This is a genomic window from Haloarcula sp. H-GB5, assembly GCF_054850705.1.
In genome coordinates, this window is sequence record NZ_JBTWBG010000002.1 from 1,150,719 (window position 1) to 1,171,196 (window position 20,478).

A 20,478-nucleotide genomic window follows, 5' to 3' on the forward strand; every position below is an offset into this window, starting at 1 on the left:
ACGCTGGTTGGGTCTTTACTGTTGGCCAACGCTCGGCCCGTTGCCGGGTATCGTACTCAGACTGCTACTGTCGGCGTTTGCCACCGCGGATCGGTCAATCGTAGTCGTAGAAGCCCTTACCGGACTTTTTGCCGAGATCGCCGGCTGCAACCTTGCGCTTGAGCAGGTATGCAGGCTTGTAGCGGTCACCCAACTCTTCATACAGCGTCTCAGAGGCGTCAAGAACCACGTCGAGGCCGATGTGGTCGGCTAGTTCGAGCGGCCCCATGGGGACGTTCGTCCCGAGCGTCAGACCACGGTCGATGTCGGCCTTGTCGGCGACACCCTCGTCGTACGCGCGAATGCCCTCGTTGATCCAAGGCATCAGCACGCGGTTCACGACGAAGCCGGGCTTGTCGTCGGCTTCCCAGGTTTCCTTGCCGATGTCGTGGGCGAACTCCCGGCCCAGCGTCACTGTCTCGTCGCTAGTTTTCTCGCCGACGACGAGTTCGACGCCTTTCATGACGGGTACGGGGTTCATGAAGTGCAGTCCGAGAACCTGCTCTGGCCGTTCGGTGGCACTGGCGATTGTCGTAATCGAGAGCGTGCTCGTGTTGCTGGCAAGCACTGTGTCAGGCCCACAGACTGCGTCGAGGTCCTCGAACACGGACTGCTTGATCTCCATGTCCTCCGTGACGGCCTCGACGACGAGGTCGGCATCCGCGAGGTCGTCCATCTCGGTGGTGCCGGTGATGCGGGCTGTTGCCGCTTCTGCCTCCTGTTCTGTCACTGTGTCGCGTGCAACGAGTGTCTCGAAGCTCGACTGTATCTCCTCGAACCCGGCGGCAACCAGTTCTTCTGTCACATCGCGCATGACGACATCGTAGCCGGCCGTCGCGGCGACCTGGGCGATGCCGTTGCCCATCGTTCCAGCTCCAACGACGCCGACGGTGTCGACTGTTTCGAGATGCATACCGGCGCCTTCGTCCGGTGGTCGTGTAAGTCTGCCGACGGTATCGGATCATCGCGGGGCCGGAGTTCCCCGAGTTAACCAGTCACAGGCTTAGCGGCAAGCACTGCCCCGCGACTGAATATTCACTCGAAATGTAGTAAATGTCAGGAAAAAGATACTTATGGTGTGCCGGAGAACCAACTGGTGATGAGAGACCCTGCGGGCAGCAGGCTCGGAGACAAATTCGACTGGTCACTGGATGGCCAGTCCCTGCCCCTACATCTGACAAATGAGTAAGTCACTCGACACCTCGACCACCGAAGCCGCGCAGACAGTCACGGAAGTCATCGACACCATCGCCGCGACGACGCCGGACGTCCGCCGCGCTGTTGCCGACTACCGTGGCCAGAGCAACTCCGTCAACCCCACCGGCGACGACCAGCTCGCGGCTGACCTGCGTGCCGACGAACTGTTTGAGCAGCGGGTGCTGGGCATCGACGGCGTTGCCTCCTACGCCAGCGAGGAACGCGCAGCGGTGAAAACAACAGACGGTCGCCTCCACGTCGCGATGGACCCCCTCGACGGATCAAGCAACCTCGAACCGAACAGCGGGATGGGGACGATTTTCGGCATCTACAGCGAACAGCCGCCGACTGTCGGCACCAATCTCCTCGCCGCCGGGTTCGTCATCTACGGCCCGATCACCTCAATGGTCGTTGCTCGGGACGGCAGTGTCCACGAGTACATCCTCGAAGACGGCGACAAGCGGGTCGTCGACGACGATGTGACGGTCCCTGAAGATCCCACAGTGTTCGGGTTCGGCGGCGGCGTCGACTCCTGGACAGACGAGTTCGAGTCATACGCCGAAGAGATCCGTCACGAACTGAAACTCCGCTACGGCGGGGCGATGGTCGCGGACATCAATCAGGTGCTCACCTACGGCGGTATCTTCTCGTACCCTGCACTGGAGTCACGCCCTGAGGGGAAACTCCGAGTCCAGTTCGAGGGACACCCGATGGCCTACATCCTCGAATCGGCCGGCGGTCGATCCTCCGACGGTTACCAGTCGCTACTCGAAATCGAACCTGACGGGCTGCACGAGCGGACGCCGCTGTATCTCGGGAACGACGACCTGATCGACCGACTCGAAGCGAATATCGACTGACGACCTGGATTCTGTCGTTCAGTAGCCGAGGTAGATCGCCAGTCCTTTCAGAACGCTGTACAGCCCGACAGCGACGCCCAGTAGCCCGCCGAGAACGGTTCCGACGATGCCGTCAGGCCACAGCGAGAGCGGGTTCGGAACCCCGATCGACGGCAGCGCTGGAATCGAGAGGCCACCGCTGTCATCCGTCACGTTCCCGACGCGTTGCCCGTCGACAGTCAATTTTCCAGTGGTCCCCTCTGGCACTGAGCGGGCAAACTCCGTCGTTCGCGTCTCACCGGCAGGAACAGTGACTGTCCGTGTTGTCAGTATCGACGTGTTGAGCGCGACGATCACGTTGTGGTCGCCGCTCGCGGTGCCCCGGTTTTCCAGTTCGACCGTGATGACAGTCCGGTCGCCGGGACCGAGTGTCGATGGTACCGCCGTAGCGTTCGTAACCACGATATCCGGCTGTCCGGGTGTCGATTTCTCCGTCATCTCTGGTTCGGACGTCGACGCTTCCGAGTCGTTCGTCGCCGTCTCCGCATCCGTGTCTGTCGCTGTCGTCTGTTCGACGCCAACGACGAAGGTCGAGAGACCCGGCGACTCAGCCCGGTAGACGATGTGTGACTCTCCCCGGCTCGCGATCTCAGTCGACAACGGCATCCACCCGTCGCCGCTCCGGAACAGCGTCACAGCATCGGGCATCGCGCCGACCGCCGCCAGCGCGTCACGGTCCACAGTAAACGTGAACGTCGCGTCCTGAGCCGGGACGGAGCCGTGATCGATGTCGAACTGGCTGATAGCGATGTGGCCAGTGGCAGTCGCGAACGTTGACGTGGGCCGACGGGAGCGAATGTTGAGTGTCGCGGATTCGTTACGCGGGAACGACACGGCAAGTCGCTCCAGCGTTCCGTTCTGGCCGGTGACGAGCGCTCCGTCTATGGGCTGAATCCGCTGTGTCTGCCCGGACCCGTTCACCGAGACGTTCGCCATCGTCGCGTTCGGCTGCTGCACGGTCACGTTCCCAGCGGGACCATTCCCCGTCACAGACACGACTTTGGTCACTGTTTCCGTGTTCCCGAGCGGATCAGCGGCCGTCACCGTGACTTCGTGACTGCCGGGTGAAGCAAAGGCTACTGTGATGTTCTCGCCGGTGAGAATTGTATCACTCCCGACTTGCCACCGGACCGAGTCGACGCCCTGGTCGTCTGTCGTCTCCGCCGCGGAGAAGGTCACCGACTCGCCGACCGTTGCGTTCTCCGGCCCAGTGACGGTGACGTTCGGCGCAGAGTCGTCATAGAGAAACGTCTGCTGTCGGCCAAAGGAGTTCTCGTTTCCGTTCTCGTCGGTTACCGACAGCAACAGCAGCGAGTACTCGCCTTCCTCGGGGAACGTGTACGTCCGTGTATACGTGAGCGTGTCTCCGGTGCGTTCGGTGAACCCCGAGATATTGAGTGTGTCTATCGACGGGCCACCGACGGAGATCTCGAGCTGCTGTATCGGTTCGTGAATCCCGACAGAGATGCGGGCGGTAGAGCTATTGACGCGACTCAGTTCGAACGACTGGTACTTCGGTACGACGGAGTCCATCCCGGTGACGGTGACTGACTCGTGGGGAAGCTCGTTCCCTGCTTCGTCTGAGATACTGCCAGTGTCACGGAGGCTGACGGTGACGTTGTCTGTGTCGACTTTTTTCTCCAGCAGCAGGGAGACGCGTACCCCTGTCCTGTTTGCTCCGGAGGCGTTGATCGATGCGACCGAGACGTTCTCCACTCGGCCCTCAGTTAACGCGAAATCCGCCGCCTGAATCGTACTCGTGTCTATCGACCCGCCGTCGTCGTACAGGGACACCTCGATAGTCGTAGAATTGCCCCGCGTCGCATTGCCCCATTCCGGCGATTCTGTGTCTTCGGCCGCGGCCGTGCCGGAACCGACGATACCGAGCAGTGGGAGCAAAAAGAGTACGAGGAGAAGCGGAAGCCACCAGCGACGACGCCTGGCCGACGGCGGCGTCTCTCGGGCGTGGCCGGTGGCACTCATGATGCGTGAGTAGTCCGGCACCCGATATCAATGGTGCGCCACCATTATGAGAGGTGATAATCGCATGTGCGGTAGCTGCTACATTATATGCACTGGGTGCATCGAACGCGTCGTTCAAACTCGATCCGGTGGCATCGGATTTCCCGTGGGTATGCAGTCCCTACTCCACCGGTTTCAGCAGTAAACAGTGTGTATTTAATACGTGGGATGACAACCAGATAACAGACCACGTGGGGGCGTGGTTGCGGAGGGTGACGTGCTCAGAACGGACCGAACGGTCTCGATAGGGACCATCGACGGATGGTGTAGCGCCCTGCTCGACGAACTTGTGGCCGTCGAGCGAGAGCTATGGCTTGTCGTCGCCGTGACGCTCATCATCGACGTGTGGCTGACACACGTCGGCCTCCAGCACGGCCTGCAGGAGGGAAATCCGCTGATGCGGGCCGCGATAGAGACGTTCGGAATCGCGGTTCTCGGCCTGACGAAGGTTGGCGTCCTCGGGCTGGCAGGGCTGACCCGCCAGTTGTTGAGCGACCAGCGTGGCGTCGTCGTGCCACTCGGACTGGCACTTCCGTGGGTAGCGGCCGTCGTGATCAACGCGACACTCCTGCTCAGCCTGTAGCCACGCCGGATTATCTTATCCTCCAGTTTCGTCCTCTCACTGGACTAGTACCCCGAACGTATCGTGTCGCCGTGGCCGATTCAGTTGCAGACACCCCGTCTGATTAATCAGGTCCGTTGTAGGTAATTGACATCTGGAAAATCCCATGGACGGCGGTACCCTTTTGCCCACAGTCTGAGATATTGACTGTATGTCGCCTGAGGTAAACCCGTTTGAGAGTTTACAGGAGCAGATCGACGACGCGTCGGACTATCTCGAATATTCGACCGACGTGCTTGAGCGGCTGAAACACCCCGAGCGGGTGCTGGAGGCGAACCTCTCTGTGGAGATGGACGACGGGTCCGTTGAGGTGTTTCGTGCCTACCGGTCACAGTTTAACGGTGACAGAGGGCCGTACAAAGGTGGGATTCGCTATCACCCACAGGTCACACGCGACGAGGTCAAGGCACTGTCTGGCTGGATGGTGTACAAGTGCGCTGCGGTAAACATCCCCTACGGCGGCGGGAAAGGCGGCATCGAGATCGACCCGCGCCAGTACTCGGCCAACGAAATCGAGCGGATAACCCGGTCGTTCGCGAAAGAACTCCGCCCGATTATCGGCGAGGACCAAGATATCCCCGCGCCCGATGTCAACACCGGCCAGCGCGAGATGAACTGGATCAAAGACACATACGAGACGCTGGAGAACACTACCGAGCCCGGCGTCATCACCGGCAAAGCCCCGGAGTCGGGGGGCAGTGCGGGCCGCGTCGAAGCGACCGGCCGATCCGTGATGCTCACCGCACGCGAAGCGTTCGACTATCTCGGGAAGGACATGGCGGACGCGACGGTGGCCGTGCAGGGCTACGGCAACGCCGGCTCCGTGGCGGCGAAGCTCATCGAGGATCTGGGCGCGAACATCGTCGCCGTATCGGACTCCTCGGGAGCCGTCTACAACCCCGACGGACTCGACGCACGCGACGCGAAGGCGTTCAAGAGCGAGACTGGGTCGCTGGCCGGCTACGAGGGCGCAATAGAAGAACTGACGAACGAAGAACTGCTGACGATGGACGTGGATCTGCTCGTCCCGGCGGCGCTGGAAAACGCCATCGACGGCGACCTCGCGCAGGATGTGCAGGCCGACATCGTCGTGGAGGCGGCGAACGGCCCGCTAACGCCGAACGCGGACGACGTGCTCACTGAGCGCGACGTGGCTGTGTTCCCCGACATCCTCGCCAACGCCGGCGGCGTCACGGTGTCGTACTTCGAGTGGGTCCAGAACCGCCAGCGCTTCTACTGGTCCGAGGAGCGTGTGAACAGCGAACTGGAGACCATCATCACGAACGCGTTTGACGACCTCGTCGAGACCTACGAGGAGACCGGCGCGCCGAACTTCCGGACCGCGATGTACGTCGTCGCCATCCAGCGCATCGTCGCTGCGGCCGAGGAAGGCGGCATCTGGCCCTGACCGTATCCCGGAATCAGTCGCGGCTACCGCGGGTGTTTTGCCGGCGCTTCCCCTACTGTGTGTATGGACATTTACGAGCGGCAGGTCCGCGTCGAAGCTCCGCTGTCAGAGGTCTGGAAATTCCACGCGACAGGCGACGGCCTGGTTGCACTGACCCCCGACTGGATGAACATCCGCATCGAGGAAGAGCGGGGACCGGACGGCGAACCGAATCCCGACGAACTAACCGCCGGGTCTGTCGTCGAATCCTCTATCAAGCCGTTCGGCGTGCCGCCACGCCAGCGCTGGGTCTCGAACATCGTCGCCCGGGAGGAGGGCGAGGACGAAGCGATGTTCCGCGACGTGATGGAGGAGGGGCCGTTCCCCCACTGGGAGCACACGCACACCTTCCGGGCGCTGAGCGACAGAGAAACGCTCGTTCACGACCACGTTGAGTTCGAACTGCCCGGTGGGCCACTCGGACGGGCGCTTGGCCCCTTCGGGTGTCTCGGGATGGAACCGATGTTCCGGTATCGCCACCAGCAGACGAAGGAACTGCTCGAAGGGTAACTCGGCCTGCCCGCGGACGGCACGGTCCCGACTATGGTATCCGGTGTTTCTTTATTCCCGTGTTGGATACTGCCACGGGATGAGTGGATGTATCGTCGCAATACCTGATGGGGCCGTGCTGTCTCCGCGCCACAACGGAGCAGAGTGGGCGTGACCGAGCCGCGAATCGACCCGCGACTCGGGCTGGTCGTCGCCGTCCTCGCAGTCAGTACGAGCGCGATTCTCGTCCGTTGGAGCGGGGCCGCGGCGTCCGTGGCGGCGTTCTACCGCGTCCTGTTGACGACCGTACTGCTAGCGCCGCTGGCGCTGGGTCGGCATCGGTCGGCGTTCGGGCGACTCGCTCGACGGGACGTACTGGCGGCTGCGGCGACTGGCGTCGCGCTCGCAGTGCACTTCGCCGCGTGGTTCGAGAGTCTGGCGTGGACCAGCGTCGCGGCGTCGGTCACGCTGGTCCAATGTCAGCCGCTGTTCGTCGCCGTGGGCGCATGGGCGCTGCTGGACGAGCGCGTCACGCGTGGCACGACGGCGGGCATTCTGGTCGCTATCGGTGGCATCGTCGTGATGTCGATCGGCGAACTGCTCGGCGGCGGTGCTATCGGCCCGCGCCCGCTGTACGGCAACGCACTGGCCCTTGTCGGCGGGGTCATGGCCGCTGGCTACGTGCTTGCCGGGCGCTCGCTCCGCCAGCGGTTCCCCCTCGTCCCATACGTGACCGTCGTCTACAGCGTCGCTGCGGTATCTCTCCTCGTCTTCGTCCTCGCGTCGGGCCACCCCGTGACCGGCTACCCGCCGCGGGAGTGGGCACTGTTTCTCGCGATGGCCGTCGGCCCCGGCGTGTTCGGCCACACCGTCCTCAACTGGGCACTGGCACACGTCGAATCCAGCATGGTCAGTGTCTCCCTGCTCGGTGAACCGGTCGGGAGCGCGCTGCTGGCGTTGCTGTTGCTCGCAGAAACGCCCGGTCCGTCGACGGTCGCCGGTGGGGCCGTCGTGCTCGCCGGTATCGGCCTCGTCGCCAGAAGTCGAGCCGTCGGAGCAACGCCGGCAGACTGAGGCCGGTCCGGGCGGCCTACGCGCGCTTTTCGACGGCTCCGCGGATTTCTGCGGCGGCGAAGTCGTGGTCCGGGCGGATGTTGACGAAGTCCAGAAACTCCTCCGCAGCCAGTAGTTCAGACGTATCGTAGTGGCATGCGGCGGCGGAGACAGCGGCCGGCGCACCGATGAGCGGCTCCAGCGCGCCCAGCGCACACGCGAGGTCGTAGGCGCGAGCGTCCCTGATGGCCGCCTCGCGGACGCTCGTCGCGTCGATGAAGTACAGGTCGTCGTGGGCTACGAGTACGTTCTCACAGCGGAAGTCACCGTGGGCCAGACCGTCCTCGTGCATCCGGTGGAGGAAGTCGAATACCGTCGGACTATGTCGCTCGACGGTTTCGGCCGGGAGGTCGTCCAGCGGCTCGAAGTCGGGAATGTATTCAAGTACCAGGACGCCCATCCCGTCGTATTCGAAGGCCTCGATTGGCTCGGGAGCGTTAACGCCGATCTCCCGCATCCGCTCCGTCGCGGCCAGTTCGTGTTCCGCCATCTCGTAGGGCGTCCCGAAATGCTCGAAAAACCCCTCCGTCCCCGACGAGAACGCGCCGATGTTGCGGCCGGCGGTCAACAGCGTGTGAACCAGCGAATTCTGCCCCGTGATGACTTTCACGAACCACTGATCGTTGACGACCAGTGGCGTCGAGAGCCAGTTGTCCGCCTCCAGAAACGTCACGTGAGCCGCAGGCTCGTCGTACCGTTCGATTACCGCCTGCACCACGCCTTCGAGTTGCTCCCAGGGGACCGTCCCGCGGAGGAATCGCCGGAACGCCATTCCCCTTAGGGAAGGCTATGGACGGGCAAATGGCTTGCGTCCGCCCCGTGTGGTATTTATTAACATAAGCCATAGGTCGAGTATGGAGTTCGACGTTCCCGGCGAACACCGGATGATCCGAGATTCGGTCCGCGAGTTCTGCGAGAACGAGATTGAGCCGATAGCCCAGGAGATCGAGGAGGAGCACCGTTTCCCGGCGGCGGTATTCGACGAACTCGGCGAGTTGGACGTGATGGGTGTGCCGATCAGCGAGGAGTGGGGCGGGCTCGGTGGCGACACGCTGATGTACGCGCTCGTCGCCGAGGAACTCGGGCGCGTTTCCGGGAGCATCGGACTCTCGTACGTGGCCCACACGTCACTCGGGAGCAAGCCGATAGAGCTGTTCGGCACGGACGCACAGAAAGAATGCTGGCTCACACCACTCGCCTCAGGCGAACAGCTCGGCGGCTGGGCGCTCACAGAGCCGGGCAGCGGGAGCGACGCCAGCGACATGGACACGACAGCCGAGCGGGACGGGGACGAGTACGTCCTCAACGGCACCAAGCAGTTCATCACGAACGCTTCTGTCGCCGGGTCGGTGCTAGTCAAAGCCGTCACCGATCCAGAGACCGGCTACGACGGTATCTCGACGTTCATCGTCGCCCCGGAAGACGATGGCTGGGAAGTGACGACCGAGTGGGACAAAATGGGGCTGAACGCCTCGCCGACCTGCGAACTCCAGTTCGACGACTGCCGGGTTCCCACGGACCGATTGCTCGGCGAGGAAGGCGACGGCTGGGCGCAGACGCTGAAGACACTCAACGGCGGGCGCATCTCCATCGCCGCGCTCTCGACGGGGCTGGCACAGGGTGCTTTCGAGGCCGCGAAATCTTACGCTACCGAACGCGAGCAGTTCGACCGACCCATCTCGAAGTTCGACGCTGTCCGGGACAAAATCGTCGAGATGGACCGCAAAATCGAGCGAGCCCGCCTGCTGACCCACAAGGCCGCGACGATGTACGACCAGGGCGAAGACGTGACGCGCATGTCGTCGCTGGCAAAGCTCGACGCCAGCGAAATCTGTCGTGAGGTCGCCGAAGACGCCGTTCAGGTGCTTGGCGGCTACGGGTACACGACGGATTTCGCCCCGCAGCGGTTCTACCGGGACGCGAAGCTCATGGAGATCGGCGAGGGAACGAGCGAGATACAGCGAATGGTGCTCGGCCGAGAACTGGGCCTGTAACGACCTTCGGAACGCCTACACGTCGGACGGACCTTCCGGGACGATAGTAACGGGCACGTCGGCGGCGTCGATGACAGCAACTGCGGCGTCGCCTTCTCGGAGTCTCCCGGCCAGCCCCTTCGGCTCGTGACCCATGACGATGTGCTGAACATCCACGTCAGCCGCGAGTTCGAGCAGTTCGTTGCCGATCCGCGTGCCCGAACGCATTGCTGACCGGCCGACGTGTTCGATAGCGACCGTCGCCACGACGGTGGCGTCGCGGAACCGGTCACGCATCTCGTCCCGGAGTTGCATGGCCGTGCCGTCAGCGGTGTCTTCGTCGACGAGGTGGACGACGTACAGTTCCTCGTCGAGCCCGTCGGCGAGGCGAACCGCCGTGTCAATGACTGTCGGAGAGACCGAATCGTTGGCGATAGCCACGAGAATGGTCATACAGGACACAAGGCCTTCGCGTGCAAATCACTTTCTGCCAGACTAACAGGTATGCTCACTCAGTTGCCTTCAGATTGTGGACGGCGTCGACGTACTCGACAACCTCGGCAGTCGGCTGGATGGCCGAGAGTATCGCGTCGGCGTCCTTGTACGCCATCGGCGCTTCGTCCCGGACGCCTTTGATGACAGACTCCGAGTAGATACCGTCCATCGCTTCGGCGAACTCGTCCATGTCGACCTCGCTGTGTGCCTGCCGCCGGCTCATCACGCGGCCTGCACCGTGTGGCGCTGTCTGGTGGTACTCGTCGTTGCCCTTCCCGCGTGCGATAATCGACCCGTCGGCCATGTTGAACGGGACGAGCAGCCGCTGGCCGTCGCGGGCTGGAGTCGCGCCCTTGCGGATGGTGAGGTCGCGGAAGTCGATGTAGTTGTGAATAGACTGGAAGCGGTCGATGGGGTCGATGGGGTCGATGTCGAGTGCGTCGCAGACGGCATCGCTCATCAGTTCGCGGTTCCAGCGGGCGTACTGCTGGGCGAACAGCATGTCGACGAGGTAGCCGTGGGCCTCGCGGCCTTCCAGCCAGTCAAGGTCCGTGTTGCGGTCCTCGTCGTCGCTGCTGTGGATGGCGTCCTGGACCTGTCCCAGCGCGTCGAAGGCGTCTTCGATCTCTTTACCGTCCAGTTCGCGGCGGAGACGGTCCTTCCGGATGTAGGACTCGCCCATGCCGCCGGTGACCCAGGCGTAGAGGTCTCGGGATTCGACCGTATCGGGGTCGAACTTTAGGTACTCGACGTACTCCTCGGGAATCTGGTCGCGGATCTCACCGATAGTCCGGCGGTCCGTCGCCGTCGACTGCCAGTACTCGGCGACGGACTTACCCAAGTAGCGGGAACCGCTGTGGATGACCAGCCAGTAGTCGCCCGATTCGCGTGCCTGGCCGAACTCGACGAAGTGGTTCCCGCCGCCCAGCGTCCCCGCGCTCTTGATGATGTACCCCATGCCCTGGCGCTGATCCGCCAGCACGCGGTCACACAGTGATTCGAAGTAGTCCTCGTCGTAGCCGTCGAAGTCGAACTCCACGGGATCGATGTGTTCGCCGAACCGCTCGGCGTAGGCCGTGTCGAACTGCTCGAAGACGCGGTTGGCCCGCTCGAACGGGAACTCCTCGACGAAGTGGACCGCGTCATCGTAGTCGTGGACATTCCGGCCCATCGGGACCGCCTCGCGAACGCGTCGCTCTCGCTCTTCGTCTTCCAGCGGGAGTTCCGGTCCGAGATTCGTCGCGGCCATCCCACAGCCCACGTCGACGCCGACGATGTTCGGGACGACCCGCTCGCCCAGCGGCATCGTGAAGCCGATGGGTGCGCCGGCCCCCCAGTGCGTGTCCGGCATGATCCGCACCGGTTCGGTGAACGCGGGATGGTCGATGAGCGTCTCGATCTGCTCCCGACACCCGCTCTCGACGAGCGATTCGTCGTCGACCATCACTCGCGCCGTGGTGTGTTCGCCCGTCAGTTCGAGTACCATTGGTGTCGTATCGTAGTCGCATAGAGGGTTTGAACCTCACGGTGGCCCGTGAGTGGGTGCCTCCCCTCCGGAGCAAATAAAAAACCACAGCCGAACGGTCGAGGACACGCTAAATCGTTGATGTTTCCCTTCTCAGCCGCTGAGATGGGTTTTCAGTCTGTGAGAACACCCTGTCCATTATATGCCACCGTGGTGCGGAATTTCACATGTGAGGTGACACAGATGTCCTATCAAGCGGCGAACCCCCTGGCAGACGACTTCGAGCTCGAGCTCGGCGGGGCTTGGACCGCGTACTGGCTGGCGTTCCTGCGTGTCGTAACCGGCTGGTGGTTCTTCCACGCAGGCGTAACGAAGCTCATCGAGAACGGGCTGGCCTACACGTACGGGCCGACCTACCTCAAGCAGATGACTGGCACGGCACTCGGTCCGATCCCCGTGCTGATGGGCGAATATCTGGGCTGGGTCATTCAGGCGATGGTCCCGCTGGGCGAGACGCTCATCGGGCTCGGGCTGATGGTCGGCGCACTGGTCCGACTCGCCTCCGTGTTCGGGGTCTTCTTCATGTCCCTGTTCTGGATCGGCAACGCGGAGTTCGGCCACGGGCTGGTCAACAGCGACTTCATGGGCATATTACTGTTCGTGACGATGATCGTGCTGGCCACCGGTCGCTACTACGGCCTCGATGCGATCATCGAGAAGACCAAACTGGTCAAACGACACCCGAAACTCAGGTACCTGCTCGGTTAACGAGGTGACCACCAATGCAACAACACACCACCGTCATCGACAAAGCGGCGATGGCACTCAGCGGCGGACTGATGCTGCTGGGCGTCGTCGTCCTCGGCATCGTGGAGATCCTGGCGGGGAAGCCCTACAGCGCGGCACCGCTGACGAACGACGCAGGCGAGATCATCGCGACGCCGATGATCGATCCGACGCTCCGGACCGGGCTGGTCCTAGCCGGGATCCTGGTCCTGGCCCTGTACGGGGTCTACAGGCTCGTCGCCCCAATGAAGACTGAGACGGCCACGACACAGCAAGAAATCACGGCAGATTAAGCGGTTCTCGTTTTCGTTGTTTTAACCCGACGTGTCGAGCCTGTCTACAGAAGTGATAGTGGGTGCCGCTCCACCCCACCGATTCCCCACTGACAATGTATTTACTGTGGCCATATTAATCAGGTGGGGTAGTTTCTGATTCTGATAGAGCCCACCACAACGCTCATTTCTGTGGTCGTGTTGATATCTATATGCCTTCGCTGGTGGTTCACTACGCTTTTGTGGGGTTACTTGCTGCAACGCTACTGGGTGCTGCATTCGATAAGCGGTCGCTGCTCCTGTCGATACTCGTCGTCACGTTCCCCGATGTAGACGCGTTCCTCGGCCTCTACTGGCAGGCCGGCCACCGGGCTGCGACGACGAATCTCGTCATCCCGGCAGTGCTGGCGCTCCTCATTGGAGTCGACCTGTACGTGCGTGACGAATCGTATATCAGGGGCCGCTGGGGGGCCTACGGTGTCCGTGTCAGCTGGTTCTGCGTCGTGGTGTACGTGGTTGGTCACGTACTGCTAGACCTGATTACGGGCGGTGCGAACCTCTTCTGGCCGCTGTACGACCAGTTCTACCAGCTCAGCGGCCACCTAGAGCTGTCGAGCCAGCGTGGCATCGTCCAGACGTTCGTCGAACTGCCCGACCCGCCCGCTCAGACGTCCGGTGGCACCGGTACGGGGGGGAGCGGCGGGTCGACCACGCAGTCGATGGGCAACTCCAGCGAGGTGCAGATGAGTACTGGCATCGACCCCAACCCGGGACAGCCGGAACCCGAAACCGTCGACCGCGTGTTCCCCATCGCCCGGAGCGGCTGGGAGCTGGTCATCCTTGTCGTCGGGACGCTTGCCACCGCTGCTCGCCTCCGCATCGGCCACGACCTCCCCGACGAGTGATGGACCGCCGGGCGGCACTGCGGAGCGTTCGCTTTCGAGTCCTTCATATACGACCTGGCACACCGGGAAACCATGGGCTTCGAGGTACGCCGACGACTCAGTGTTGCCGACACGGTGACGTTGTTCAACGCCGTCGTCGGGTTCGTCGCCGGAGCCATCGCCTTCACTGACCCCCATCTGGCCGCTCGCCTCATTCTACTGGCGGTCATCGCCGATGCAATCGACGGGATCGTTGCCCGGAACGGTGACAGCTCGGCGGTCGGCCCGCTGCTGGATTCCGTGACTGACGTGGTTTCGTTCGGTGCGACACCGAGCCTCTTTCTCTACGTGCTGTTGACGGACGCCTACGGCGGTATCGAGGCCGCACATCCGGCCGTGTTCGTCGGCCTCGCCCTGCTCGCCTCCGCGTATGTCGTGTGTTCCATCGTCAGAACGGCGTTCTACTCGACGTATTTCGACGCACCCGACGAACGGCCGGGTATGCCGAACACGCTCGGGAGTATCATCATCGCGACGGCGTATCTGAGTGGTATTACGAACCCGCTTGTGTTGAGTATCGGCGCGCTCGCCCTCTCGTTCGCGATGATTGCTCCCTTCGACTATCCAAAGCCGGGGCCGAAATACGCCATCCCGATGGGTGTTGTACAAGCCGTCGCCGTCATCGCACCGATGGCGTTCTTCCGGGCCGGGCCGCGGGCGATGCTCGCCATCGCGCTGCTGTTCTTTGCGCTTGGACCGTGGGTTTACCCCAGAGAGTAGCCCTCGCCAGTCGCACTCTGCTCAGACCGTGTCCTCGATGAACTCTCTCAGAATGTCGTTGAACGCCTCGGGCTGTTCGACCATCGCGAGGTGTGCGGCGTCGGGGACGAACGACACCTCCCCGTCGGAGACCTCTCGGGCCAGCGTCTCGTGATACGCCCGCGGGGTCAGTTTGTCGTGCTCGCCACAGACGGCCAGCACAGGTATATCAATCTCGCCGAGTCGGTCTCGCACGTCGAATCCGTGACAGGTCATGAAATCGCGCCGGGTCACGGCCTGCCCGACCGCCGCCATCTGCTCGCGGGAGCGGGCGAGGGCCTCGTGATCCGTGTCGTGGAACAGGCGGTCCCGTTCGTGTAAGAACTCGACGGCGCGGTCCCAGTCGTTTGCGAGCCACTCCTGTAGCCCGTCGAACACCGGGAGTTCGGGGCCGGTCCCCAGCAACACTATTGCCGCGGGCGTCCAGTCCCGCTCCAGCGCCACCCACTGGGCGACGGCCCCACCCAGCGAATTACCGACCAGCACGTCCGCGTCCGTCTCCCGCCCTACAGCGACCACGTCGTCCGCGTAGGCGTCGAGGGTCGTGATCCCGGCATCGGCGTCGATGTCGTCGGAGTCACCGTGCCCGGACAGGTCCAGCGCGACAGCGGGATGAGTCGGTCCGGAGGGCGCGTACTGTCGACCCCACACGCGGTGTGTCGCGCCGCTACCGTGAACATACAGCGCCGTCGGTCCCGCTGTAGCAGACTGCGTCTCTCTGTACGCCGTGACTCGCCCGTCGTGCTCGATCCAGTTCATGCAACACCGTTCGGAAGCGGTGTGGATAAAGGATTGGCGCGCCCAGAACAGGTGTGAACCGCATTCAAGCAACTCCCAAAATTTTCCCGCCGTACGGCGTATTTCGGCGATGGGTTTATATACTTATCACGCTTACTTTGAGTTAGCATGACTTCAGAACAGCAGTTGTTCGACGAGACGCCCCTCCGCCGATTCGAGTACGACGACAGCGTCGTGCTCGCGGCGGACGTGGGACCCGCTGCCGATGCGAGTGTCGATGTGGTCGATGGGACCGTCATCGTCGTCGCTGACGGCCATCAACACGAACAAGAGATCCCTGCCGGTGACGCACGAGCGTTTATCAATCACGGGGTTCTCACTATCGAACTGTCAGAGGACGAGGGAGATAACTGATGAGACTTACTGTCAAACCACTCAAACAGAAAGACGCCGGCCGTGGCCTCGCGGCTATCGACCGCGCCGCGATGGACGAACTCGAACTCGAGAACGGCGACTACATCGTTCTCGAAGGGAAACAGGACAGCCGCGCAGTCGCCCGCGTCTGGCCCGGCTACCCCGAGGACGAGGGGAAGGGTATCGTTCGCATTGACGGGCAGCTTCGTCAGGAAGCCAACGTCGGTATCGACGACCCGGTCAACATCGAAAAGGCCGATGTCAACCCCGCGACCTCGGTCACCGTCGCGCTGCCCCAGAACCTCCGGGTTCGGGGCAACGTCGGCCCGATGATCCGGAACAACCTCAGCGGTCAGGCCGTCACGCAGGGCCAGACCGTACCGGTGAGCTTCGGCCTCGGACCGCTCTCCTCGATGTCCGGCCAGAAGATCCCGCTGAAGATCGCCGAAACCGAGCCCTCCGGGACGGTCGTCGTGACCGACTCCACAGACATACAGGTCAGCGAGATGCCCGCCGAGCAGGTCCACAGCGGCGAGGGCGCACCCGAAGCCCGCGACACGCCTGACGTGACCTACGAGGACATCGGCGGCCTCGACCGCGAGCTCGAACAGGTCCGTGAGATGATCGAGCTGCCGATGCGCCACCCCGAACTGTTCCAGCAGCTCGGTATCGAGCCGCCGAAGGGCGTCCTCCTGCACGGCCCGCCCGGCACCGGAAAGACGCTGATGGCCAAGGCTGTCGCCAACGAGATCGACGCCTACTTCACCACTATCTCCGGCCCGGAGATCATGTCGAAGTACTACGGCGAGAGCGAGGAGCAACTCCGCGAGATCTTCGACGAGGCCTCGGAGAACTCCCCCGCTATCGTCTTCATTGACGAGATCGACTCTATCGCCCCGAAGCGCGGCGAAACTCAGGGTGACGTGGAACGCCGCGTCGTCGCCCAGCTGCTCAGCCTGATGGACGGGCTCGAAGAGCGCGGGCAGGTCATCGTCATCGGCGCGACGAACCGTGTCGACGCCATCGACCCGGCGCTGCGCCGTGGTGGCCGCTTCGACCGCGAAATCGAGATCGGCGTCCCGGACAAGGAGGGCCGCAAGGAAATCCTGCAGGTCCACACCCGCGGAATGCCCCTCGCCGAGGAGATCAACATCGAGAACTACGCCGAGAACACCCACGGCTTCGTCGGCGCTGACCTCGCCTCCCTCACCAAAGAGAGTGCGATGAACGCACTCCGACGTATCCGCCCCGAACTCGACCTCGAATCCGACGAGATCGACGCCGAGGTACTGGAACGGCTGGAGATCAGCGATACGGACTTCCGCGAGGCGATGAAGGGCATCGAGCCCTCCGCGCTCCGGGAGGTCTTCGTCGAAGTCCCGGACGTTACCTGGGACTCCGTCGGTGGCCTCGAAGGCACCAAGGAGCGGCTCCGGGAGACCATCCAGTGGCCGCTGGAGTACGAGGACGTGTTCGAGTCGATGGATCTGGAAGCCGCAAAGGGCGTGCTGATGTACGGCCCGCCCGGCACCGGGAAGACGCTGCTGGCGAAAGCCGTCGCCAACGAGGCCCAGTCCAACTTCATCTCCGTGAAGGGACCGGAACTCCTGAACAAGTTCGTCGGGGAAAGCGAGAAGGGCGTCCGCGAAGTGTTCAGCAAGGCCCGCGAGAACGCCCCGACCGTGGTGTTCTTCGACGAGATCGACTCCATCGCCGGCGAACGTGGCGGCGGCACGACCGACTCCGGCGTCGGCGAGCGCGTCGTCTCCCAGCTCCTGACGGAGCTAGACGGCATCGAGGACATGGAAAACGTCGTGGTCGTCGCGACCACGAACCGGCCGGACCTCATCGACGACGCGCTCCTGCGTCCCGGCCGACTCGACAGGCACGTCCACGTGCCCGTCCCGGACGAGGAGGCCCGCCGCGCCATCTTCCAGGTCCATACCCGTAGCAAGCCGCTGGCCGACGGCGTCGACCTCGACGAACTGGCCAGCCGAACGGACGGCTACGTCGGTGCGGACATCGAAGCGGTCGCCCGCGAGGCGTCGATGGCTGCGACCCGGGAGTTCATCAACAGCGTAGACCCCGAGGAGATCGGCGACAGCGTCAGCAACGTCCGCGTGACGATGGACCACTTCGAGCACGCGCTCGACGAGGTCGGCCCCAGTGTCACCGAGGAGACCCGCGAGCGCTACGACGAGATCGAACAGCGCTTCGACCGGGCCGAACCCGGCGTCACCGACGAAAGCACGGCCAGTCGCACCTTCCAGTAGCGACAGTCGGCAACCCGACGCTGATTTTTGCGTAGTATAGCGGTTTTCTCGGTGCGTTATTCGTCGTCAGCCCTGTCCAGCGTGATTTCGCGACACTCGTAGACTTCTCTCGTCGCACCTGACCCGCCGACGGTGACCGGTCCGGAATCGGTTTCGACGGTGAGCGACCGTTCGGCCGGATTCTTACTCGATGCGGGATAGACGATACTCTGCCGGGCGTTTATTACCGGTCCTGATATCGTCGTCTCAGTGCGGTCCGCCGTCGAGAGTACCCGGGCGCGAGCGGTGATCGCCGTGCCCTCGCGCAGCGCCAGCGCCGCCGCAAGCACCGCGAACTGGAACGCCGAAAACGTCCGCGGGAACACACAGACGTCGGCGATGTAGCATTCCGTTCCCATCAGCCAGTGGCTCCCGAGGAACATCGTGAACTCATCGTGTGCGAGGTTTTCGTTATCGAATTCGGTCGCCTGATAGTCTGCCATCGAATTAGTCAGCAGTCCGGAATGCCCCGTGAGTCCGCGCTGCATATCAGCGGTCACGAGCAGTGGGGTAATGCCGCTCTCGATTGTCCGCACCGCCGTGGCAATATCGTCGTATGCGGGTGTTGGTGCTGCCTCGTCGCCATGGACCAGTAACAACACCAGCACATCCCGCTCGATAGCTGCGCCGAGTTGCGGCACAAACTCATGGAGGGCCGATTTTGGGACCGCGATCGTGAGACTCTCCTCGGCACTGTCGATAAGTGAGTGCATCGCATCGATGACTGCCGACTGGGTCCGATGGGTTTGCAGTCCCGATTGTGCCATCAGCAGAGAATTCGGTGCCACGTGTATAAATCGTCCCCTGAATTCGGAGAGAGCGTCGCTGTGGCGGGAAATGTCATCAGTGACGATAGTTGGGGTGTAACTTCTTTATGTATGTATCTCCTCGGAAGGGTGATGAAGTCACAGCCCACCGTCCTGTTTGTCCGCAGTCCAAGTCAGGACAGGGCCGCGATTTCGATGCTCCGGGACAGTGGTCTCACCGTTCACGAGTTCGACGGGGTTCGTGATTTGGAGTGTGCGCTCGGCGATTACGACGCGGACTGCGTCGTCACGAACTGCGAAGTGGAGAACCTGGACGGGACGCAGTATCTCGGTGGGCTGACGGTTATCGAACGACTGCGGGAGAGCCATCCCGAGATCCCGGTCGTCCTTTTCGCCGAGGTGACAAACGGCGACATCGCCCGCGAAGCGTACAGCCGCGACGTGTTCGGCTACGTTCCGAGTACCGTGAACGACGCCCACCAGCGACTGCTGGCACAGGTCGACGCCGCCGTCGCGTCCAGCCCCGCCCGCCAACGGGCGAACAAGCGAAAACAGCTCAACGAGGCCGTCCGGCTGGTCAATCAGGCCCTCGTCCGCTCACAGTCACGGATGGATATCGAACGCGATATCACGGCGGTTCTGGCGGGCACGGCCAGATACAGCGAGGCCTGTACGGTGACCTGTCAGCACGACAGACCGGTCGTTCGAGCGCTGGGGTCACAGCGTGACCACGTCTCCATCACTGCACCGGAACCGTTGCGCCGGGCCGAGTCGGAGGACCGACTGGTCGTTGCAGACATCGACCCAGCAACGGTCGCGGATGACACAGACGCACTGGAGACAGACTGTTCCCGAGTTCTCGCTGTCCCGCTGGTGTACGATGGGGCGTCGTACGGCGTCCTCGGAGTGTACGCCGACCGTGTCGATATCTTCGACACGGAAGAACAGGATACGTTCAGAGAGGTCGGCCACAATATCGCGCTGGCTATCGACGCGAGCCAGACGAAAGACGCGCTCCAGCAGCGGACGACGGAACTGGAACGACAGAAAGAGCGGCTCCGTGAGCTCGCACAGATCATCTCACACGAACTGCGGAACCCGCTTCAGGCAGCGATGGGACGGGTCGAACTGCTAGCCACTGAACACGCCGCCGAGGAGTTCGACGCCATCCAGCGCAGCCACACCCGGATGTCGTTTCTCATCGACGATCTCATGGAAATCGCTCGACAGGGCGGCAGACAGTACACCGTCGAGCCAGTCACGCTCTCCGACGTGATGGCGGACGCCTGGACGACAGTCGACACCGGTGGGTCGACCATCGAAATCGACTGTACCGAGACGATACTGGCCGATGGCAACCGGCTGTGTCAGCTTGCGGAAAACTTCTTCCGGCTCGCCATGGAGCAGGGCGACACCGGCAAAATAACCGTCACCGACACGGCTGACGGATTCGCCCTCGAATACGACGGTGTCCCGCTGGAGGCGGGGAACAAAGGGCCGTTTGAACTCTATTACGCCTCCAGTGACGAGGGGGTCGGGCTCCACCTCGCCGTGATCCGGGAAATCGCACAGGGCCACGGGTGGGAAATCGCCCTCTCCAACGAATCAACGGAGCGGGTCCGGCTGAACGTCACCGACGTCAAGCGGCCGGCAGCGAAAACCACGTAGCGACCCCGCCTCGCCGTACGCGACTCGAAACCGTATTTTGCATCCAGGCCGGAGTTG

The 20,478-nt window shown here is 62.8% G+C and carries 20 protein-coding genes; 13 read left to right on the forward strand and 7 right to left on the reverse strand.

Annotated features, from left to right (window positions below; translation table 11 throughout):
* Nucleotides 1-94: 94 nt before the first annotated feature.
* Nucleotides 95-952 (reverse strand): 3-hydroxyacyl-CoA dehydrogenase family protein, encoded by an 858-nt coding sequence (locus ACYJ11_RS13885; RefSeq protein ID WP_170096032.1) that lies wholly within the window; start codon nucleotides 950-952, stop codon nucleotides 95-97.
* A gap of 268 nt (nucleotides 953-1,220) precedes the next feature.
* Between ACYJ11_RS13885 and ACYJ11_RS13890 the strand changes: the two genes are divergently transcribed.
* A complete protein-coding gene (locus tag ACYJ11_RS13890; RefSeq protein WP_461648193.1) occupies nucleotides 1,221-2,096 on the forward strand; it encodes a class 1 fructose-bisphosphatase in 876 nt (291 codons plus the stop codon).
* Nucleotides 2,097-2,114: 18 nt separating this feature from the next.
* Here the strand turns inward: ACYJ11_RS13890 and ACYJ11_RS13895 are convergent, their stop codons facing one another.
* Nucleotides 2,115-4,118, reverse strand: a complete 2,004-nt coding sequence (locus tag ACYJ11_RS13895; protein WP_461648194.1) for a PKD domain-containing protein — start codon at nucleotides 4,116-4,118, stop codon at nucleotides 2,115-2,117.
* Nucleotides 4,119-4,356: 238 nt separating this feature from the next.
* On the opposite strand from ACYJ11_RS13895, the gene ACYJ11_RS13900 reads away from it, so the two are divergent.
* The 4 genes from ACYJ11_RS13900 (at nucleotide 4,357) to ACYJ11_RS13915 (ending at nucleotide 7,789) form a co-directional block, all read left to right on the forward strand.
* The gene (locus ACYJ11_RS13900; RefSeq protein ID WP_188977014.1) at nucleotides 4,357-4,740 is read left to right on the forward strand and encodes a DUF5658 family protein; all 384 of its coding nucleotides are present in this window, start codon (nucleotides 4,357-4,359) and stop codon (nucleotides 4,738-4,740) included.
* A gap of 190 nt (nucleotides 4,741-4,930) precedes the next feature.
* The gene (locus tag ACYJ11_RS13905) at nucleotides 4,931-6,187 is read left to right on the forward strand and encodes a Glu/Leu/Phe/Val family dehydrogenase (RefSeq protein ID WP_461648195.1); all 1,257 of its coding nucleotides are present in this window, start codon (nucleotides 4,931-4,933) and stop codon (nucleotides 6,185-6,187) included.
* 63 nt (nucleotides 6,188-6,250) lie between these two features.
* Nucleotides 6,251-6,736, forward strand: a complete 486-nt coding sequence (locus ACYJ11_RS13910; protein WP_461648196.1) for an SRPBCC family protein — start codon at nucleotides 6,251-6,253, stop codon at nucleotides 6,734-6,736.
* Nucleotides 6,737-6,880: 144 nt separating this feature from the next.
* A complete protein-coding gene (locus ACYJ11_RS13915; protein ID WP_461648197.1) occupies nucleotides 6,881-7,789 on the forward strand; it encodes a DMT family transporter in 909 nt (302 codons plus the stop codon).
* Nucleotides 7,790-7,805: 16 nt separating this feature from the next.
* Here ACYJ11_RS13915 and ACYJ11_RS13920 read toward each other — a convergent pair whose 3' ends face one another.
* Nucleotides 7,806-8,600, reverse strand: coding sequence for an RIO1 family regulatory kinase/ATPase domain-containing protein (locus ACYJ11_RS13920; RefSeq protein ID WP_461648198.1), 795 nt, complete (start codon nucleotides 8,598-8,600; stop codon nucleotides 7,806-7,808).
* Between the two features lie 82 nt (nucleotides 8,601-8,682).
* Here ACYJ11_RS13920 and ACYJ11_RS13925 point away from each other — a divergent pair, with 82 nt between their 5' ends.
* Complete coding sequence (locus tag ACYJ11_RS13925; RefSeq protein ID WP_461648199.1) at nucleotides 8,683-9,822, forward strand: acyl-CoA dehydrogenase family protein; 1,140 nt, start codon at nucleotides 8,683-8,685, stop codon at nucleotides 9,820-9,822.
* A 15-nt stretch (nucleotides 9,823-9,837) separates the two neighbouring features.
* Here ACYJ11_RS13925 and ACYJ11_RS13930 read toward each other — a convergent pair whose 3' ends face one another.
* Entirely contained in the window at nucleotides 9,838-10,254 is a 417-nt protein-coding gene (locus ACYJ11_RS13930; protein WP_188977019.1) for a universal stress protein, read from the reverse strand.
* 55 nt (nucleotides 10,255-10,309) lie between these two features.
* A complete protein-coding gene (locus ACYJ11_RS13935; protein ID WP_461648200.1) occupies nucleotides 10,310-11,782 on the reverse strand; it encodes an RtcB family protein in 1,473 nt (490 codons plus the stop codon).
* Nucleotides 11,783-12,004: 222 nt separating this feature from the next.
* Here ACYJ11_RS13935 and ACYJ11_RS13940 point away from each other — a divergent pair, with 222 nt between their 5' ends.
* The 4 genes from ACYJ11_RS13940 (at nucleotide 12,005) to ACYJ11_RS13955 (ending at nucleotide 14,483) form a co-directional block, all read left to right on the forward strand.
* On the forward strand, nucleotides 12,005-12,529 hold the full coding sequence (locus ACYJ11_RS13940; protein WP_005534519.1) for a DoxX family membrane protein: 525 nt from the start codon (nucleotides 12,005-12,007) through the stop codon (nucleotides 12,527-12,529).
* 14 nt (nucleotides 12,530-12,543) lie between these two features.
* The gene (locus tag ACYJ11_RS13945) at nucleotides 12,544-12,840 is read left to right on the forward strand and encodes a hypothetical protein (RefSeq protein ID WP_461648201.1); all 297 of its coding nucleotides are present in this window, start codon (nucleotides 12,544-12,546) and stop codon (nucleotides 12,838-12,840) included.
* 191 nt (nucleotides 12,841-13,031) lie between these two features.
* On the forward strand, nucleotides 13,032-13,724 hold the full coding sequence (locus tag ACYJ11_RS13950; protein WP_461648202.1) for a metal-dependent hydrolase: 693 nt from the start codon (nucleotides 13,032-13,034) through the stop codon (nucleotides 13,722-13,724).
* Between the two features lie 72 nt (nucleotides 13,725-13,796).
* Nucleotides 13,797-14,483, forward strand: coding sequence for a protein sorting system archaetidylserine synthase (locus ACYJ11_RS13955; RefSeq protein WP_461648203.1), 687 nt, complete (start codon nucleotides 13,797-13,799; stop codon nucleotides 14,481-14,483).
* A gap of 21 nt (nucleotides 14,484-14,504) precedes the next feature.
* On the opposite strand, the gene ACYJ11_RS13960 is transcribed toward ACYJ11_RS13955, so the two are convergent.
* Nucleotides 14,505-15,281: an alpha/beta fold hydrolase gene (locus ACYJ11_RS13960; RefSeq protein ID WP_461648204.1), complete on the reverse strand. Its 777-nt coding sequence runs from the start codon at nucleotides 15,279-15,281 to the stop codon at nucleotides 14,505-14,507.
* 147 nt (nucleotides 15,282-15,428) lie between these two features.
* Here ACYJ11_RS13960 and ACYJ11_RS13965 point away from each other — a divergent pair, with 147 nt between their 5' ends.
* Nucleotides 15,429-15,674, forward strand: a complete 246-nt coding sequence (locus tag ACYJ11_RS13965; RefSeq protein ID WP_005534511.1) for a DUF7127 family protein — start codon at nucleotides 15,429-15,431, stop codon at nucleotides 15,672-15,674.
* Nucleotides 15,674-17,947: a CDC48 family AAA ATPase gene (locus ACYJ11_RS13970; RefSeq protein WP_461648205.1), complete on the forward strand. Its 2,274-nt coding sequence runs from the start codon at nucleotides 15,674-15,676 to the stop codon at nucleotides 17,945-17,947. Before ACYJ11_RS13965 ends, ACYJ11_RS13970 begins: the two co-directional genes overlap by 1 nt.
* 56 nt (nucleotides 17,948-18,003) lie before the next feature.
* Here the strand turns inward: ACYJ11_RS13970 and ACYJ11_RS13975 are convergent, their stop codons facing one another.
* Nucleotides 18,004-18,756 carry a TrmB family transcriptional regulator sugar-binding domain-containing protein gene (locus tag ACYJ11_RS13975; RefSeq protein WP_461648445.1) on the reverse strand — a complete coding sequence of 251 codons (753 nt, stop codon included), beginning with the start codon at nucleotides 18,754-18,756 and terminating at the stop codon, nucleotides 18,004-18,006.
* 129 nt (nucleotides 18,757-18,885) lie between these two features.
* Between ACYJ11_RS13975 and ACYJ11_RS13980 the strand changes: the two genes are divergently transcribed.
* Complete coding sequence (locus tag ACYJ11_RS13980; protein ID WP_461648206.1) at nucleotides 18,886-20,421, forward strand: hybrid sensor histidine kinase/response regulator; 1,536 nt, start codon at nucleotides 18,886-18,888, stop codon at nucleotides 20,419-20,421.
* Nucleotides 20,422-20,478: the final 57 nt, after the last annotated feature.